Genomic DNA, 17,142 nt, shown 5'->3' on the forward strand with positions numbered 1-17,142 from the left:
GCGTAGCATTACGCCCTTGGTAACAGGTCTTGCAACCGGTTTAACAGCGCTTTACGGCTGTTATTACTAGAGATAAATCGCTCAAAACGGCACTCAAAATCCAAGGCTTCTCCTTTGAATTGGTAAGCCTCTGCGAGTTGATGCAGATAACGAGACGCTTGATCGTAGCCACTGGCACACGTTCGGCTTGCTTGCTCTTGCGCGCGTTGCCAAACTTGATCACGCTGATTGTAAACTTCTGAGAGCTTTGCTTCCTTTGCAGCTTTTTCTGCTGCCAGTCTTGTCGCTAACGCAATCGCTTGTTCTTGCTTTAATTGTTGCTGCGCAATGGCTATATAAGGCTCGATAATTTGCGCACTCAACCAATGTTGATAATTAACTGGCTCGTTAACTTGCTCTTTCCTTGTCATTGCCAGAGCTTGGTGACGAGATAACTGCCCCTGTTCAAACAAGGCGGTTAACAGCTGATCTTTTTCTTTTTCAGAAAGCTGACTAAGCCAATCATCTATATGAAAACGATTGTGCTTTGCACTATGACTGGGCTTTTCTTCCAGCGCCAATGCGAGCGCTTTCACCAGTCCTAAAGGAACACCAAATAAGCCAGCAAAAGCGGTTTGCGCATCACTTAGGTGATTGAAATCAAAATTAATCATCGGCACAGCAGCAAGCTCATCATTGCTGTCTAACTCTCTGAGCCACATAAAATACAAAAGCCGCCAATCACCTTGTATCAATTCACTCCGCAAGCTGGCCAAATGCTGAAAAAAATCATCCGCCTGTTCATCATCTAAATAGTCGTCGTATTCCTCTAACGAGAATACCAACAACTGCCATTGGTCAGTTGCATGAACATAGAAGCCATGATCACCGCTCTGCAATAAGTCCTCAGGTATGGTGCCAATTGGCAGCTTAATGTACGCCTCAATAAAACCCCAATCGGCATAATAAAACCCAATATCAAAGTAGTTGAGTACAACATCAGCCGTCTCAGCCTTTAAACCGCTGTAGTGATAATACACCTGAAAAGACGTGGCGGTGATCTCAGCACGGCTTGAAATTTGCCTCAGAGCTTGGCGTTGTTTGCTGTCTAAAACCCCGTCCAGACGCTCAAATCGGTAGGATTGATATTCGCTCACGGTAACCTGTTTAACGTTTTATTAGTGCTAAAGTGTGAATTGGAATGTTTGCGCTAACAACGGCTGAAGCTGCACTTTTGGCGGTTTGCGATCTTCTGCAGCAAACCGTTTAGGATCGACAGTGACAAATCCCCAAAACTGTAAAAAGCGTTCAATAAAGCGCGATTCAATTAACACGCCAAGCCTTTTTTCTGGCGAGTAGTAATCGTCTGGCTCGAGCTGGCGCAATAAATCAGGGAAGGCCGTGACGATATCATCAATTAATTGATCCGGGCTGGCATGGCTTTGCAAGCGCCACAACATAAAGAGCCAGAAGGCGCGTAAATCGACATCTTGCTTAAAGGCATCAAAATAGCCCCAGTTATATCTGGTGATAACGGTTTCGAGCATAGGTTTAAAGAACGCCTGAACACCTTGTGTTTGGTACAACTTCTGTGCGGCCTTTTTCACATGGAACCGACCACTACGGCGATAAATAATACCGGCGGTTTCTGCCAAAATACGGGCATAGTGCAAGGCATTGAATTTATCTTCATTACTGCCGGCAAATTCACTGATGCTAATGTGGCGTTCAAACTGTGACACAGCAAACTCAGGCAATAAATCACTGGCCTGCTTGACCAACTTAGCCGGCAAATTACCTTTACTGGTGGCTTTAAACGCGCCGTCATTTTGCATCGCTTCGTCTAAAATGAGCGCTAGATAACACATCACAGGGCTGCCAGATAAATCATCTGGCGTACTGATAGTCACCCAATTTAATTCATCAAACGGTGCATAAAGCCAATTGGCCATTTGCGTGGGTGATAAGCCGCAAAAATCTGAATGAGGGCGATTGTTGCGCTCCTGCATTTTATGCTGCATCACCACATTGAGCTCATCAAGCGTCAAATCAGGATTCATGGCCATCATGGATTCAATATCATCAAACACTTCAGCATGCGGTTTTGACACGTTGTTCATACAACAATGCTTGTACTTTTTACCACTGCCACAAGGGCAAGGCTCGTTTCGTCCTGGTTTCATGATTATTCACTCTTTTTTACTGTTACCTTCGCTCACCTGATAGAACAAAGCCGGTGCGTCATTCAACTATCGTTCTTGGAGCGTGTTTTCTCACACCTTTTAATACTCATCTTTGAGCACTTAATCAATGCTGATTGGCACAGAAGCGCGACTTGTTCTGGTTTTGGTTTTGTCAGTAAGTAACGCCGATCGAGAAAATCAAGACACACCCAGCGCTTGCTGCTCGCTTCTCTCCTGCTTGCTGACCTGCACAAACAAACCGATGCCGGAGAGTGCGCCGAGTATTGCGAACGTCAGCCACAGCCAGCCAGAGTGAAACTCAGGTAAGTCCAGCAACCAGCCTGCGCCCCAGTTCCCTGCAAACGCAAACAATCCACCGATACAGGAATGCAGGCCGTAATAGCTCGCCAGTTTGGCCGGATCAGCAAAGCGCGGCACATAAGCGCCAATCAGCGGGTAAACCATCATAGAGCCGGCACTGAGCAGCATGGCACACAGCACAAACGGCAGTGGCAACCAGGGTTCAAAGTGCAGATTCAGGGCCAGAAAGGCACTGCCCATCAGCGCCATCCCAATGCCCATACCTTTGGCAACACCGAGTGTTTTATTCACCCAGTGACTGACGGGCAATTGCAACAGCACTCCCATGAAGGACGATACCATAAACACCCAGGTGATAACGGACGGTACACCTGTTTGCACTTTCGCCTGATGAGGAATGGAGAGATAAAGCTGATGAAACAGAACCTGGTAGACACTGGCGGCCAGCACGAAGTGCATAAAGGCTTTATGTTTCAGCATTAACCACCAGTCGAGCAGAAACCCCTGTTTCTCCATGCGGGCCGAAATCCGGGCATCTCTGGGCAGGTAGCGCCACTGAAGCACAAACAAAAGACCAAACACGCTGGCGGCAGACAACCCGACCCAGCTGAAACTGACGTAAAACAGTGTCAGCCCCATCAGCGGCCCGAGCAGCATGCCCGCTTCTTTGGCCAGGTTCTGCAAGGCAAAGACTCGATGACGATCGCTCGCATTGGGGTACTCGGACGACAAATACGCCTGACTGCTCGGGGTGAACAGCGCACCGGCAAACCCGGTGCAGAAGGCCCCCAGGATAATCGCGGCAAAGCTGTCACTGATCCCCAGCAGGAGGAAGCCCACAATACGTACGGCGCAGCCCCACAGTATCATAGGTTTATAGCCAAACCTGTCGCCTAAGGTGCCGCCGACTAAAAACAAGCCCTGCTGGCTGAGCACACGCAGGCCGATGATCAATCCAATATACCAGCCGTCAAATCCCAGCGACTGCAAATGCTCAGCCAGATACGGCAGCAGCATGTAAAAGCCGAGATTAAAGCTGAAACTGTTAAACACCAGAACGCGGCCGGCGGCCGACAGCAGCCGCCAGTCACTGATGAGATGGTGCCACCTCACTTAAGCCGCCTTTATCGAACGCAGGGTGCGCACAAAAGGTACGCCGCTGTCATCAGTGATCACCTGAGCTTCCACATTATAAATGTCCTGGACCAGCTCTGATGTCAGAATCTGTTTAGGATGCCCGCTCGCCACAAGTTCGCCCTGCTTGAGCACCAACAAGTTATCAGCATACTGCGCGGCCAGGTTGAGATCGTGCAAGACCATCAGAGTGATGCATTGCTTCTCCCGGGTCTGACTGACCAGATGCTCCAGCAAGACGTGCTGATGATGCAGATCCAGCGCACTGACAGGTTCATCCAGCATCATGATCGCCGGATCACGCATTAAAGCTTGCGCAAACAGCACCATCTGGCACTGACCGCCACTGAGGGTATTAACGCTGCGGTTTGCCAGATGAGAAATCCCGATATTATCGAGAATATGCAGCGCTTGATTGAGCGTTCTGTCGTCGACCCGCAGACTCAGGGCGTCCAGTCGCCCCAGCAGGATCACTTCAATGACAGTTAAATTGACATCCAGATTAATATCCTGCGGCATGTAACCAAACTTATTGCGCCACTGTGCCAGCGACTTATAGGACAAGAGATTACCGCTGTAGCGGATCTCTCCGCTACTCAGTTTAATCTCACCAAATAATGTCTTCAGCAGGGTGCTTTTGCCGGTGCCGTTGGGGCCGAGAATCGCGGTAATCTGCCCCGGCTTTAACTCAAAGCGCATATCGCGAGCTAAGGTCAGTGAGCCGAGCTGAATATTTACTTTGTCGACAATCAACATGCATTAGCCCCGCTTAGCGATGATTAGCCAAAAGAAAAAAGGCACCCCAATAATGGCGGTAACGATGCCGATAGGAAACAAAGCGCCGGGCACAATCACTTTAGACAGCACCGAAGCCGTAGACAGCAGAAAGGCGCCAATCAAAAAAGAGAGCGGTAGAAAAAATCGCTGATCTTCCCCCACCAGAATTTTGGCGATATTGGGCGCAACAATCCCCACAAACCCAATGATCCCCACAAAGCTGGTGATCGTTGCCGTCATCAGAGCGACGATAAACAGTGTTTTAAGACGCAGCTGCTTCACGTTCACCCCGACGCTTTTCGCACGCTCCTCGCCTAAACGTAACGCAGTGAGTTTCCAGGAATCTTTCATTAAAAAGCAGAATCCCGAGATCACCACAGCAGCAGTAATCATCAGATTGCCCCAGGTCGCTTTTGACAGGCTGCCAAACAGCCAGAATAAGATCTGCTGGCTAAGTTCCGGCGACGAGACAAACTGCACCAATGAAAGCAGAGACTGGAAAAGGAACAGTAAGGCGATACCCGCTAAGATGAGCTGGCCGGAACTGATATGCCGCATAGAGGCCAGAGCGAACAGGAAACAGGCCGCCAACATGCAACAGACGAACGCCCCAATCGGGACGGCGTAGTCGCTGTCTATGCCCAATGAGCCGAAGTAAAGCGTAATCGCCGCGCCAAACCCGGCCGCCGCCGCCATCCCCAGCGTATACGGGCTGGCCATATTGTTGTTGAGCAGGGTCTGCATCTCCGCCCCGCCGACCCCCAAAGCGCCGCCAACCACAATCGCCATCAATGCAATCGGTAGTCGTAAATCAGTGACTATGATCTGTGTCGAGCTGTCTACCTGAAAAGGTAAGCCGACAAACTGAAAGATGGCATGCAAGACGCGCGTGGCATCCAGCATGGAGGGGCCACTCATAATGTCGAGCACAAAGGATGCCATCAAAACAAGACAAAACATGATGAGCACAATCATGCGACGATATTCGTGTTTTCTTTGTATCTCAATGGCTTGTAATACTGCTGCAGATTGCATCTGACATTACCCGATTCTGTGTTTGATTTGTTAACAATTGCGACCAGGCGCCTGCCATGATCAGGCTGACTGGCTGGTTTTATTCCGTACGCACATTAACAGAAATGATAATAGTTTGCATAAGTGTTATTTAACGAATTATGATTGCTGGCTAAGTAAGCACCAGGCGGTGCTGGCCGATATGGATAACAAAAATCAGGGTTCTCATTGATGTATAAAAAGTTACTCAGTATTGCTGCGCTGATGTTCAGTGCATCGACGCTTGCAGAAATCACCACAGTCACGGATGTACTGGGCAGAGAAGTCACGTTTGACGCTCCTGCGAAAAGAGCCATTGTCGGGTTTTACCCGGAAGATTACATGGCAATCGGCACAGAAGCGGCGTATGACCATGTTGTCGGCATGTCTAAATATATCTGGCAGGCACGTTCAGCGAACTGGGAGCTGTATGTCAAACATCGCCCTTCGCTACAGGACATTCCGGCCATTGGCCGGGTTGATACCAATACGTTTTCCGTTGAAAAAGTGATTAGTCTCAAGCCTGACTTACTGATGCTGGCAGACTGGCAATACAAAGCATTAGGCGCAGAAATAGCGCGCATCGAAAGCGCCGGTATCCCGGTGATTGTGGTCGATTACAACGCCCAGACGATTGAACGCCACACCCAAAGCACCCAACTGATAGGCGTGATTACCGGTCAGGAAGAAAGAGCCGAAAAAATCGCCGGTGAATACCGCCGTAATATCGAACTGATCAATGCGCGCCTGGCTTCGGCCAACCTGGCAAAACCCAAAGTCTATACAGAATACGGCGCGGCGGGTATCAATGAAGTTGGCTACACATTCGGTAAAAACATGTGGGGCGCCATTGCCACCATGGCAGGCGGCGACAACATTTCCGCGCCTTATGTTGAGTGGTGGGGCAAACTGAATCCGGAGCAGATCATTGCCGCGAACCCAGACGTCATTGTCCTGACAGGTTATGAATCAGGCAGTGTTGATGACGCCATGGTGATGGGACAAGGTGTGCAAGCGGCGCTCGCCAGACAACGTTTAGCCGGCTTTAAAAACCGCCTTGGCTGGAGGTCTATTTCCGCCGTCCGGAACAATCGTATGTACGCCGCCTACCACGGGGCATGCAGAACGATTATGGATGGCGCGATGATCCAGTTTTATGCCAAAGCCCTGTACCCAGAACTGTTCAGCGATCTTAACCCTGAGCAGGCTTATCTGGATTTCTACCGCACATACCTACCCGTCACGCCAGAGGGCACATTTGTCACTCAGCTGTAGGGATCGCATGGATACAGGCAGGGCTTGTATGACCCGGACAGACAGTACGACCGGGTTACATCCTGCCCCGCAGTCCGCCACCGCCCATACCGCGCAGCTGACCCGCGCCTATGTGGGGGTGGCTCATCATGCCGCGCTGAACAGCCGGACGGTTCGCGTGAATGGCTGAGCGGTTGACAGGCCCCTGCTCGCGGCGGGTTTGCAGTTGCTGCCGGACGCGCTGTTGCGTCTCCGGCGGCAGACTCTGCCATTTCTGATCAAGCTGAGCTTTGACCGCCGGCAGGTTGTCGGCAATATCAGCACGATCACCCTGCCAGTTGTCGAACTTATCTTTAATTTCCTGCTGCTTGTCCGGATCCAGACTTTGCCACCAGTCTGTCACCACCTCTTTGTATTCACCCTCACCCTGACAGCAGTTTGGATAATAATGGTGCCAGTAATAGAGGTAATCGTCGTACCACCACGCATTGCTGTAATGGTAGCTGGCTGGACCCGATGGACCGGCTCCAGTGCTGCCGCATCCGGTTAACAGCAAGAGCAGACAAAACAACAAGGGGCGAATCGGCATCTTGATGGACTCCGTATAACAATATGATGAAGAGTGCTGGCCACCTAACCCGGCAATAAATCACAGATAAGCCTGATAATCAGGTTAGCAGATCCGACTCAAACCCGATCAGGCCGGGGCAGTTTTCCTCGCGTCTTCCCGCTGTTTTCGTCTTCTTATCTCAACTTTTGCATGATTTACTACGTCGCCGCTCAGTACCTGCCTGCACTGACTATAGTTAACAATAGCGGCGAAAGTGTAGCATAAAAGTTCAATTAAAAGCCGCAGCTAGCCACTGATTTTCAAGGGATAATGCAGAAGGGCAAAAGCATGACAGCAAAAAAAGACAATAAAGTCATCCTGATAGGTGCGGGTTACATATCGGATATTCACGCTGCGGCGATCCGGTCGCTGGACGGTATCCGGCTCTGTGCTGTTGTCGATCCCAATCTCTCTGCCGCGCAGGCACTGGCGGAGCGTCATCACATTTCGTTGTACTTCAGCACTGTGGAGCAGGCGCTGGCTGAAACCGAATTTACCGCCGCCCATGTGCTGACCCCGCCCAATCTGCATTATGCGCTGGCCAGCCAGTTGCTCCGCCACGGCAAACATGTACTGGTCGAGAAACCGCTGGCAGAAACCGAAGAGGAATGCGAGGCGCTGATCAGCCTGGCTCAGCAACAGGGCGTCACCCTGGCCGTTAACCAGAACTTCATCTTTCACCCTGTGATGGAGCGGGCAAAGCAGCATCTGGCCAATAATGACATTGGCCCGGTCAAATCGGTTTCCCTGCGCTATGAAATGCCGTTACGCCAGCTGACGGCCGGTCAGTTCAGCCACTGGATGTTCCGCCAGCCCGTCAATTTACTGCTGGAGCAGGCCGTGCATCCGCTGTCACAGCTGATGAGCCTGTTCGGACGCCCGACAGCACAGCCGATGGCTAATAAGATGCTGGGTAAGCTAAGTCAGATCCAGCAGCTCAGTCATGGCCAGCCTTTTATTCAGCGCCTGGATGCCATTGGCGAGTTGGACATCCCGGTGCATTTTGCTTTTGCGATGGGCCAGGACTTTCCGGTGTGGGAAATGCAGATCACCGGCGAAGACGGCTGCCTGAGGCTGGATTTTGTCCGCCAGCAAGCCATAGTGCAAAGCCGCAGTCGTTTTCTGCCGGCGCTCGATACCGCGGTGACCGCCTGCGCCCAGGCAGGCAGCCTGCTGTCGCAAGGGCTGCGGCAGTTCACCAACTATGCCTTGGCCACAGCCGGCCTCAAAGCCTCGCAGGACCCTTTTTTGCTGTCGATGAAAACCAGTATCGGCCAGTTCTATCAGGCTATCGCTACCGGGCAGCCCTTACTGCATGATGGGGAGTTCGGCCGCGATCTGGTGGCCCTGTGTCACCATCTGGCCAGCCAAAGCCAGGGCGCAGATCGGCTGACAGCCCCCACACCGCCGGTCAATCACACTGCTAAGCCAGACAGCAACCAGCCATTCGATGTGCTGGTGATTGGCGGCACCGGCTTTATCGGTCGTCATGTGGTGGCGCAATTGCTGGCCAAGCACTATTCAGTGGGTGTCATGGCGCGTAATATCCAGGCTTTAGCTGCTTTTTATCACCAGCCGGCCGTTCAGCTTATCCAGGGGGATGTGTGCGACCCTGCCGCCCTGGATGCCGCGGTGCAGCGTGCCACTTACGTCATCAACCTGGCCCACGGCGGCGCCAGCGGTGACTGGGAGGCGATCAAGCACGCCATGGTTGATTCGGCCCGTGAGATTGCCCAGGCCTGCCAGACACACCAGATCACCCGGCTGGTACATCTGGGCTCCATCGCCTCGCTCTATCTCGGCCGCGACAGAACGATGATTCACAGCGACACTCCGCCGGATCCCGCCGCTGATCAACGGGCACATTACGCCCGCGCCAAAGCCATGGCCGATCACCTGCTGCTGCATGAAAGCAAAGGGCAAGATCTGGTCGTACTCCGGCCCGGTATTGTGGTCGGCCAGGGCGGGCCGGTCAATCACACAGGTGTCGGCTTTTTTAATAACAACCAGTACTTTATCGGCTGGAACTTGGGCCACAATCCCCTGCCTTTTGTCCTGGCCGAGGATGTCGCCAGCGCCACGGTTTCCGCCCTCACAGCACCGGGCATTGCCGGCAGAGCACTGAATCTGGTCGGCGACGTGCGCCCCAGCGCGCGCGAATATGTGGCCATGATCAGCAAAGGACTGGGCCGTCCCTACCGCTATGTGCCGCAATTCACCTTCTGGCTGTATCTGCAGGAGCTGGGTAAGTGGGCCATCAAGCGCCTGTCCGGCCGCAACACCACGCTGCCCGCCCTGCGGGATCTGCGCTCCCGCGCCCTGAATGCGCGTTTTGATACCAGTGTCGAAAAGCGTTTACTGAACTGGCAGCCGGTCAGCGACTGGGACTGCTTCTATCAACGCGCGATTCTGGTTCACAGAACGCCGCCGGCGACTATGCCAGCCGCAGAAGCCCCCCGTAATGAAAAACCCATCCCGCTCGCTATGCAAGCTGACAAGGTGGCATCAGAATGACCCGCATACTGCATGTGTTTTCAACCTTTGCCGTTGGCGGCCCGCAGATCCGCTTCGCACAGCTGGCCAATGCCCTGTCCGGCCAATATCACCACACCATTATCTCGCTGGACGGCGCCAGCCAGGCGATGTCCCGGCTGGCAACCGATGTGCAGGCCGAGTTCCTGCCGATGCCGACACTGAAAGCCATGAGCCTACCGAAGCGGTTGCATGCCATTCACCGCACGCTCAGCCATCATCAGTCCGATATTCTGATGACCTACAACTGGGGCGCGATAGAATGGGCGTTTTGCAATCGCCTGCTGCGCCTGTGTCGCGGCATTCACTGGGAAGACGGCTTCAGCCCGGATGAAGCCAGCCGACTGTACCGGCGCCGCAATCTGTTCCGCCGCCATGCGCTCAGCGGTCAGACTCAGGTCGTGGTGCCGTCCCGCACCTTAATGGCCATTGCCCGCCAGCACTGGCAGATCCCCGCGCAGCGGCTGCACTATTTCCCCAATGGTATTGCCATGCCGGAGGCGATCTGCAAAAGGCCGCCTTCCGCGGTCACCACACTGATCACCCTGGCGAGCTTGCGCGCCGAGAAAAACCTGCACCGCCTGATCGACACCTTTGCCAGCCAAGCCACCCACAGCCGCTTACTGATTGGCGGCGATGGCCCAATGCTGACCGAGCTGGAGACTTACATAGATAGCCTCAATCTGACCAACAGTGTCAGGCTGGCCGGACGCATTGAGGATGTCTGGGGGTTTCTGGCCCAGGGCGACATCTTTTGCCTGTCATCCGATACCGAGCAGATGCCGCTATCTGTGCTGGAAGCCATGGCCGCCGCCCTGCCGGTCGTCGCCACCGATGTCGGCGATGTAAAAACCATAGTGGCCGCGGAAAACACCCCTTTTGTGGTGCCGCCCGCTCACTACGCCAGCGCGTTTCGCCGGATACTGTCTGAGCCCAGGCACTGGCAAGCGATTGGCGCCGCCAATTGCCAGAAGGCCCGCCAGCACTACAGCTTCCAGAACATGCTGGAGAATTTCACCCGCCTCACTGCCCCGATCCGCTAACCCGGCAACAAGCTGCTATTTTTTATAAGAGCAGGGTGATGAACGCGGTTTTTGGTCCGAAGGCGAAACTTACACGTGCCGATTCAATTTAGCCGCAGTTCGTGATACCCTGCGCGCCCTTTCTTCCACTTGAGTGACAATGGTAATGAGCAAAGGCACGCTATACATAGTTTCGGCCCCCAGCGGCGCAGGCAAATCCAGCCTGATCAACGCCCTGCTGGAAACCAATCCGACCTATGACATGAAAGTCTCCGTATCCCACACCACACGCGGTATGCGTCCGGGTGAAGTTCATGGTGTGCATTACAATTTTATCGGCGTGGAAGAATTTAAAGAGCTGGCTGAACAGGGTGCTTTTCTGGAACATGCCGAAGTGTTCGGGAATTTCTATGGCACGTCACGCCTGTGGATCGAACAGCAGCTGAACAAAGGCATCGATGTGTTTCTCGACATCGACTGGCAGGGCGCACAGCAGATCCGCCAGCTGATGCCAGCAGCCAAAAGTATTTTTATACTGCCGCCGTCCAAAGATGAGCTGGAGCGTCGTCTGAACGCCCGCGGTCAGGACAGCGAAGCCGTTATCGCCAGACGCATGGATGAAGCACGCTCTGAAATCTCGCATTTCACAGAGTACGACTATGTGATCGTCAATGACGATTTTGATGTCGCATTAATCGATTTTAAAGCGATCATCCGCGCTGAGCGATTGAAGCAAGACAAGCAAGCTGCTAAATATAGCAGCATGTTGACTGCGCTACTGGCGCAACAGTAAGTAATTTTGTACAATTTTCCGTCTTTTTATTAAACCCACTGGAGTCCTCGATGGCACGTGTAACTGTTCAAGATGCTGTTGATAAAATCGGCAACCGTTTCGACCTGATCCAAATTGCTTCTCGCCGTGCACGTCAAATGCAGACTGGCGGTAAGGATCCATTGGTTCCTGAAGAGAATGACAAGTACACAGTGATCGCACTGCGCGAGATCGAAGAAGGCCTGATCACGAAAGACATTCTGGATGCACGTGAGCGTCAGGAAATGCAAGAGCAGGAAGCCGCAGAACTGGCGGCGGTCAGTGCTATTGCAGGTAACCAGCGCTAATTCAAGGAAGCGGGCAATTTGTATCTCTTTGATAGCCTGAAAGAAGTTGTAATTGAATACCTGCCTGAGACTCAGATTGAGGCGCTCAGGCAGGCCTATTTGGTAGCAAGAGACGCCCACGAAGGCCAGACGCGTTCCAGCGGCGAGCCTTACATCATCCACCCGATTGCCGTTGCCCGAATCCTGGCCGAAATGCGCCTGGACTTTGAGACCCTGATGGCCGCCCTGCTCCACGACGTGATCGAAGATACCGATGTCACCAAAGACGACCTCGACAGTCGTTTCGGCTCGACCGTGGCAGAGTTGGTGGACGGCGTGTCCAAACTGGACAAACTCAAGTTCCGCGACCGCAAGGAAGCTCAGGCGGAAAACTTCCGCAAGATGATCATGGCCATGGCCAATGACATCCGGGTTATCCTGATCAAACTGGCCGACCGGACCCACAACATGCGAACCCTGGGTGCGCTGCGTCCTGACAAACGTCGCCGCATTGCCCGCGAAACGCTGGAAATCTTCTCGCCCCTGGCCCACCGTCTGGGTATTCACAACATCAAGACCGAGCTCGAAGAGCTGGGTTTCGAGGCCTTGTATCCGAACCGCTACCGGGTGCTGAAAGAAGTGGTGGCTGCCGCCCGCGGTAACCGTAAAGAAATGATCAACCGCATCCACGCCGAGATTGAAGGCCGCCTTCATGATGCGGGGATCAACGGCCAGGTGCTTGGCCGCGAGAAAAACCTGTACTCCATCTACAACAAGATGAAGAACAAAGAACAGCGTTTTCATTCCATCATGGATATCTACGCGTTCCGGGTGCTGGTCGATAACCTGGATACCTGCTATCGGGTACTGGGTCAGGTACACAACCTGTACAAGCCTCGTCCGAGCCGGATGAAAGACTATATCGCCATCCCGAAAGCCAACGGCTATCAGTCGCTGCATACCTCACTGGTCGGCCCGCACGGTGTGCCGGTGGAAGTGCAGATCCGCACCGAAGACATGGATCAGATGGCTGACAAAGGGGTCGCGGCGCACTGGGCCTACAAAGACGGTGAAAGCTCAGGCACTACAGCACAGGTCAAGGCCCAGCGCTGGATGCAAAGCCTGATCGAGCTGCAGCAAAGCGCCGGTAACTCGTTTGAATTCATTGAGAACGTGAAATCCGATCTGTTCCCGGATGAGATTTACGTTTTCACCCCCAAAGGCCGGATTGTCGAACTGCCGGTCGGCGCGACCGCGGTCGACTTCGCCTATGCCGTTCATACCGATGTCGGCAACACCTGCGTCGGGGCGAAAATTGACCGCCAGCCTTATCCGCTGAGCAAGCCGCTGAAAAACGGCCAGACGGTCGACATCATCAGCGCGCCGGGTGCCCGTCCGAACGCCGCCTGGCTCAACTATGTGGTGACCTCGCGGGCCCGCACCAAGATCCGCCAGGTACTGAAAACCATGCGCCGTACCGAGTCGATCACCCTGGGCCGACGTCTGCTCAATCATGCCCTGGGCGAGCTGAACATCGGTCAGATTGAACCGGTAACGCTGGACAAAGTGCTCAAAGATCTGCGTCTGAAGGACGTCGATTCGCTGCTGGCGGCCATTGGCCTGGGTGAGCTGATGAGTGTGGTGGTTGCCCGTCGCCTGCTGGGCACGCTGGATGAAGAAACCCAGGCGGATGACAAACGCCGCATGCCTATCCGGGGTGCCGACGGCATTCTGCTGACCTTCGCCAACTGCTGTCATCCTATTCACGGTGACCCGATCATGGCCTATGTCAGTCCGGGCAAAGGGCTGGTCATTCACCGCGAAGAATGCGCCAATATCCGCGGCTACCAGAAAGAATCGGACAAATACATGCCGGTCGAATGGAGCCGTGACTTCGAGCAGGAGTTTGTCACCAACCTCAAAGTGGATATGCAGAACCACCAGGGGGCACTGGCCGATCTCACCAACACCATCGCCAATACCGGGTCCAACATCCAGGGATTGTCGACGGAAGAGAAAGACGGCCGTCTGTATACCATTACGGTGCGCCTGACGACCAAAGGCCGTGTCCATCTGGCCAACATCATGCGCCGGATCCGGGTGATGCCGAACGTTGTCCGGGTTGCCCGGCAGAAGAACTAAGGTGCCTGCGTACCCCGGCAGCACTGACCACTCAAACGCCCGTCCCGGGCGTTTGTGCTTTCCCGAGTGCTGAATTGTAAGCCGTTCAGCCAGAACTGAAACAAGACAAGAATCATGACGCCAGAACGTTACCAGAGGATCCAGTCAGTGCTGGCTACCCGCCAGCCAGATTTAACCCTGTGCCTGGAAGAAGTGCACAAACCCAATAACGTCTCCGCCATTATCCGCACCGCCGACGCCGTTGGCGTGCACAAGGTCCACGCGGTGTGGCCGGAAAAAATGCGGGTGCTTGCCCACACGTCCGCCGGCGCACGCAACTGGGTCGAGCTGGAAACCCACACCAGCACGCCGGAGGCTATCGGCCAGCTGAAACAGCAAGGCATGCAGGTACTGGCGACCCATCTGTCTGATCGCGCGGTGGATTTTCGCGAGATTGATTACACCAGACCCACCGCCATTATTCTGGGCGGCGAAAAAAACGGGATCACTGCCGAAGCGCTGTCACTGGCTGATCAGGATATCATCATTCCTATGGTGGGTATGGTACAGTCACTCAATGTCTCGGTGGCCAGTGCGCTGATCCTGTATGAAGCGCAGCGCCAACGCCAGCTAGCCGGTATGTATGACAGAGAAACCACCCCGCTGCCGGCAGACACAGTGCACCGCATCTTGTTTGAACGCGGCCACCCTGTACTGGCGAAAGTGGCCAAACGTAAACAGCTGCCTTACCCGCCGCTGGATGACGCCGGCCAGATAGTGGCAGATGACGCCTGGTGGCAGGCGATACAAGCCAGGGATAAGCCCCGGCGCAACAAATAACCCTGAACGGACAGAACACAGAGTAAGCAGGCATGAGCGGACAGATGCTAGACACCATCGCCCTGACAGAACTGTCAGGCGTCGGCGCCAAAATGGCGGAGAAACTGAGCAAAATCGGCCTTCACACCGTACAGGATCTGCTGTTCCACCTGCCGCTGCGTTATGAAGACCGCACCCGGATCTGGCCGATTGCCGAAGTGAAGCCCGGACAGCACCTGACGGTGCAGGGCGAAGTGCTGCATAACGCCATCAGTTTTGGCAAGCGCCGGATGCTGACGGTCAAGATCAGCGACACAAGCGGCTCTGTCACCCTGCGCTTTTTCAATTTCAACGCCGCGATGAAAAACGCCCTGTCCGAGGGAAAACAGGTCAAAGCCTACGGCGAGATCCGCCGCGGTCAGCACGGGCTGGAAGTGATCCATCCTGATTACAGCGTGTTTTCTGAACCGACCGCACTGGCGGTCGAAGACACCCTCACCCCTGTCTACCCCACCACAGAGGGCTTGCGCCAGTTAACCTTGCGCAGCCTGACCGAGCAGGCGCTGAACCTGCTCGACAAAGCCGCGGTCAGCGAATTGCTGCCCGAAGGCTTGTACGACCGACAAATGACCCTGGCCGATGCCCTGCACCTGATGCACAGGCCCACGCCGGATGTGTCGCTGGATCAGCTGGAAAAAGGTCAGCACCCGGCCCAGCAAAGGCTGATCCTGGAAGAATTGCTGGCACAGAACCTCTCTATGCTGGCGGTTCGCCAGAAAAGTCAGCAGCACCAGGCCTGGCCGCTGCCGCCCAGTACCTCACTCAAACAGCAGTTACTGGCCGGCCTGCCCTTCAGCCCGACCGGCGCGCAGCAGCGCGTGGTAGCTGATATCGAAAAAGACCTGGCCAGAGCCATCCCTATGATGCGTCTGGTGCAGGGCGATGTCGGTTCAGGTAAAACCCTGGTCGCCGCTCTGGCGGCCGTCCGGGCCATAGACCACGGTTATCAGGTCGCGCTGATGGCCCCGACCGAATTGCTGGCCGAACAGCATGCCCTCAACTTTGCCCAGTGGCTGGAACCGCTCGGCATTCAGGTGGGCTGGCTGGCCGGCAAACTCAAAGGCAAAGCGCGCGACACCGAGCTGGCGCGCATCGAAAGCGGCGATGCCAAAATGGTGGTCGGCACGCACGCTTTATTTCAGCAGCAGGTCGTGTTCAGCAACCTGGCTTTGGTGATCATCGATGAACAGCACAGGTTCGGTGTCCACCAGCGGCTGGAATTGCGGGAGAAAGGGGCCAACGATGGCCGGTACCCGCATCAGTTAATCATGACGGCCACGCCGATTCCCAGAACGCTGGCCATGACCGCCTATGCTGATCTGGAAACCTCGGTGATTGACGAGCTGCCGCCCGGACGCACCCCGATCCAGACCGTTGCCGTTTCAGACACACGTCGTGCCGATATCATAGCGCGCATCCGCGCCGCCTGCCTCAATGAAGGCCGCCAGGCTTACTGGGTATGCACCCTGATTGATGAGTCTGAAGTGCTGGAAGCCCAGGCGGCCTCGGATACGGCCACTGAGCTGACGGCACAATTGCCCGAGCTGAAAATCGGGCTGATACATGGCCGGATGAAAGCCACTGAGAAACAAGACATCATGCAGCGCTTCAAAGCCGGAGAGCTGCACCTGCTGGTCGCCACCACTGTGATCGAAGTCGGTGTCGATGTGCCCAACGCCAGCCTGATGGTCATCGAAAACCCGGAGCGGCTGGGACTGGCCCAGCTCCACCAGCTGCGCGGCCGGGTGGGCCGGGGTAATGTGGCCAGCCATTGCGTGCTGCTCTACCATGCGCCGCTGTCCAAAACCGCCCAGCAGCGGCTGGCGGTACTGCGCGAAAGCAGCGACGGCTTCGTGATTGCCCAGCGCGATCTGGAAATTCGTGGCCCGGGTGAGCTGCTGGGCACCAAACAAACCGGCATTGCCGACTTCAAAGTCGCCGATCTGGTGCGTGACCAGCACCTTATCCCCCAGGTGCAGAAGCTGGCGCGTTACCTGCACGAGCAATATCCGGCCAATGCCAAAGCCATCATCGACCGCTGGCTGGGCCAGAAAGAAAACTACTCTAACGCCTGATCACCCGTCTTTTGTTTGCTGATAGTGACAAAGTATGACTATTTTCTGCTTTTAGTCGCTATTTTGCCGTCAATTTAATTACGCAAACGTTTGCTAAAAATAAC

14 protein-coding genes are annotated in these 17,142 nt (G+C 54.6%); 8 read left to right on the top strand and 6 right to left on the bottom strand.

Features of this window, described 5'->3' with window-relative positions; genetic code table 11:
* Positions 1–8: 8 nt before the first annotated feature.
* From P0Y67_RS05590 to P0Y67_RS05610, 5 genes are all read right to left on the bottom strand, one after another.
* Complete coding sequence (locus P0Y67_RS05590) at positions 9–1,136, bottom strand: hypothetical protein (protein ID WP_342391071.1); 1,128 nt, start codon at positions 1,134–1,136, stop codon at positions 9–11.
* Between the two features lie 27 nt (positions 1,137–1,163).
* Complete coding sequence (locus P0Y67_RS05595; protein WP_342391072.1) at positions 1,164–2,162, bottom strand: YecA family protein; 999 nt, start codon at positions 2,160–2,162, stop codon at positions 1,164–1,166.
* A gap of 198 nt (positions 2,163–2,360) precedes the next feature.
* Positions 2,361–3,596: an MDR family MFS transporter gene (locus tag P0Y67_RS05600; RefSeq protein ID WP_342391073.1), complete on the bottom strand. Its 1,236-nt coding sequence runs from the start codon at positions 3,594–3,596 to the stop codon at positions 2,361–2,363.
* A complete protein-coding gene (locus P0Y67_RS05605) occupies positions 3,597–4,373 on the bottom strand; it encodes an ABC transporter ATP-binding protein (protein WP_342391074.1) in 777 nt (258 codons plus the stop codon).
* Positions 4,374–4,376: 3 nt separating this feature from the next.
* Complete coding sequence (locus tag P0Y67_RS05610; protein WP_342391075.1) at positions 4,377–5,429, bottom strand: FecCD family ABC transporter permease; 1,053 nt, start codon at positions 5,427–5,429, stop codon at positions 4,377–4,379.
* A gap of 210 nt (positions 5,430–5,639) precedes the next feature.
* On the opposite strand from P0Y67_RS05610, the gene P0Y67_RS05615 reads away from it, so the two are divergent.
* Complete coding sequence (locus P0Y67_RS05615; RefSeq protein ID WP_342391076.1) at positions 5,640–6,722, top strand: ABC transporter substrate-binding protein; 1,083 nt, start codon at positions 5,640–5,642, stop codon at positions 6,720–6,722.
* A 55-nt stretch (positions 6,723–6,777) separates the two neighbouring features.
* Here the strand turns inward: P0Y67_RS05615 and P0Y67_RS05620 are convergent, their stop codons facing one another.
* A complete protein-coding gene (locus P0Y67_RS05620) occupies positions 6,778–7,290 on the bottom strand; it encodes a hypothetical protein (RefSeq protein ID WP_342391077.1) in 513 nt (170 codons plus the stop codon).
* A gap of 309 nt (positions 7,291–7,599) precedes the next feature.
* Here P0Y67_RS05620 and P0Y67_RS05625 point away from each other — a divergent pair, with 309 nt between their 5' ends.
* The 7 genes from P0Y67_RS05625 (at position 7,600) to recG (ending at position 17,038) form a co-directional block, all read left to right on the top strand.
* Entirely contained in the window at positions 7,600–9,825 is a 2,226-nt protein-coding gene (locus tag P0Y67_RS05625) for a Gfo/Idh/MocA family oxidoreductase (protein ID WP_342391078.1), read from the top strand.
* Complete coding sequence (locus P0Y67_RS05630) at positions 9,822–10,886, top strand: glycosyltransferase family 4 protein (RefSeq protein WP_342391079.1); 1,065 nt, start codon at positions 9,822–9,824, stop codon at positions 10,884–10,886. Before P0Y67_RS05625 ends, P0Y67_RS05630 begins: the two co-directional genes overlap by 4 nt.
* Before the next feature lie 145 nt (positions 10,887–11,031).
* Positions 11,032–11,658 (top strand): guanylate kinase, encoded by a 627-nt coding sequence (gene gmk, locus P0Y67_RS05635; protein WP_342391080.1) that lies wholly within the window; start codon positions 11,032–11,034, stop codon positions 11,656–11,658.
* A 50-nt stretch (positions 11,659–11,708) separates the two neighbouring features.
* Complete coding sequence (gene rpoZ / locus P0Y67_RS05640; protein WP_027250547.1) at positions 11,709–11,984, top strand: DNA-directed RNA polymerase subunit omega; 276 nt, start codon at positions 11,709–11,711, stop codon at positions 11,982–11,984.
* 18 nt (positions 11,985–12,002) lie between these two features.
* Positions 12,003–14,105 (top strand): bifunctional GTP diphosphokinase/guanosine-3',5'-bis pyrophosphate 3'-pyrophosphohydrolase, encoded by a 2,103-nt coding sequence (gene spoT, locus P0Y67_RS05645; RefSeq protein WP_342391081.1) that lies wholly within the window; start codon positions 12,003–12,005, stop codon positions 14,103–14,105.
* Between the two features lie 114 nt (positions 14,106–14,219).
* Positions 14,220–14,924, top strand: coding sequence for a tRNA (guanosine(18)-2'-O)-methyltransferase TrmH (gene trmH, locus P0Y67_RS05650; protein WP_342391082.1), 705 nt, complete (start codon positions 14,220–14,222; stop codon positions 14,922–14,924).
* A gap of 32 nt (positions 14,925–14,956) precedes the next feature.
* A complete protein-coding gene (gene recG / locus P0Y67_RS05655; RefSeq protein ID WP_342391083.1) occupies positions 14,957–17,038 on the top strand; it encodes an ATP-dependent DNA helicase RecG in 2,082 nt (693 codons plus the stop codon).
* Positions 17,039–17,142 lie beyond the last annotated feature (104 nt).

Origin of the sequence: Photobacterium sp. SP02, from assembly GCF_038519165.1 — a bacterium.
Lineage (GTDB): Bacteria > Pseudomonadota > Gammaproteobacteria > Enterobacterales > Vibrionaceae > Photobacterium > Photobacterium halotolerans.

Bases quoted from the DNA above. Each gene is read 5' to 3' on its own strand.
- P0Y67_RS05595 (WP_342391072.1), bottom strand. From the start codon at position 2,162: ATGAAACCAGGACGAAACGAGCCTTGCCCTTGTGGCAGTGGTAAAAAG.
- P0Y67_RS05605 (WP_342391074.1), bottom strand. From the start codon at position 4,373: ATGTTGATTGTCGACAAAGTAAATATTCAGCTCGGCTCACTGACCTTA.
- P0Y67_RS05610 (WP_342391075.1), bottom strand. From the start codon at position 5,429: ATGCAATCTGCAGCAGTATTACAAGCCATTGAGATACAAAGAAAACAC.
- P0Y67_RS05615 (WP_342391076.1), top strand. From the start codon at position 5,640: ATGTATAAAAAGTTACTCAGTATTGCTGCGCTGATGTTCAGTGCATCG.
- P0Y67_RS05620 (WP_342391077.1), bottom strand. From the start codon at position 7,290: ATGCCGATTCGCCCCTTGTTGTTTTGTCTGCTCTTGCTGTTAACCGGA.
- P0Y67_RS05625 (WP_342391078.1), top strand. From the start codon at position 7,600: ATGACAGCAAAAAAAGACAATAAAGTCATCCTGATAGGTGCGGGTTAC.
- P0Y67_RS05630 (WP_342391079.1), top strand. From the start codon at position 9,822: ATGACCCGCATACTGCATGTGTTTTCAACCTTTGCCGTTGGCGGCCCG.
- gmk (WP_342391080.1), top strand. From the start codon at position 11,032: ATGAGCAAAGGCACGCTATACATAGTTTCGGCCCCCAGCGGCGCAGGC.
- rpoZ (WP_027250547.1), top strand. From the start codon at position 11,709: ATGGCACGTGTAACTGTTCAAGATGCTGTTGATAAAATCGGCAACCGT.
- trmH (WP_342391082.1), top strand. From the start codon at position 14,220: ATGACGCCAGAACGTTACCAGAGGATCCAGTCAGTGCTGGCTACCCGC.
- recG (WP_342391083.1), top strand. From the start codon at position 14,957: ATGAGCGGACAGATGCTAGACACCATCGCCCTGACAGAACTGTCAGGC.